Annotated in this window: 1 protein-coding gene; it reads right to left on the reverse strand. The window is 68.9% G+C overall.

What is annotated here, in order from left to right:
- Nucleotides 1–11: 11 nt before the first annotated feature.
- Nucleotides 12–453, reverse strand: a 442-nt coding sequence (locus tag M3666_RS16400; RefSeq protein ID WP_251155815.1) for an FCD domain-containing protein, incomplete at its 5' end; no start/stop codon positions are given.

The following is a 453-nucleotide window of genomic DNA, read 5'->3' on the forward strand; positions in this document are numbered from 1 at the left end:
GCGCGGGAGGATTACGCGCCGGGCGTCGGGAAGAAGATGCCCGCGCGCTGCGCGGCGTTCGCGATGTGCGTTTCGATCGCGGTGCCGGCGGCCGCCGCATCGCGCGCGATCAGCGCGTCGACGATCGCGCGGTGCTCGTGCCACGTCGACAGCAGCAGCTCGCGCCGGTAGAACGGCATGCGCTGGCTTTCCTTCATGATGTCCGCGCTGCTGCGCAGGATGGACTCGATCGCCGCGTTGCCGGCCAGATGGATGATCCGCATGTGGAAGTCGAAATCGAGCCGCGACGCCTCGTCGAGCGCGCTTTCGGTCAGCGCGACGTGCAGGTCGGCGAGGTTGTCCTCGCACCACGCGATGTCGGCATCGCTGACCACGTGCGCGGCCATTCGCGCGGCGAACCCTTCGAGCGCATAGCGCATCTGGTAGGTATCGGGCGGCGACGACTGCTCGGCG

The organism is Curtobacterium sp. ODYSSEY 48 V2, from assembly GCF_023712625.1.
In the GTDB taxonomy this organism is placed as follows: domain Bacteria; phylum Actinomycetota; class Actinomycetes; order Actinomycetales; family Microbacteriaceae; genus Curtobacterium.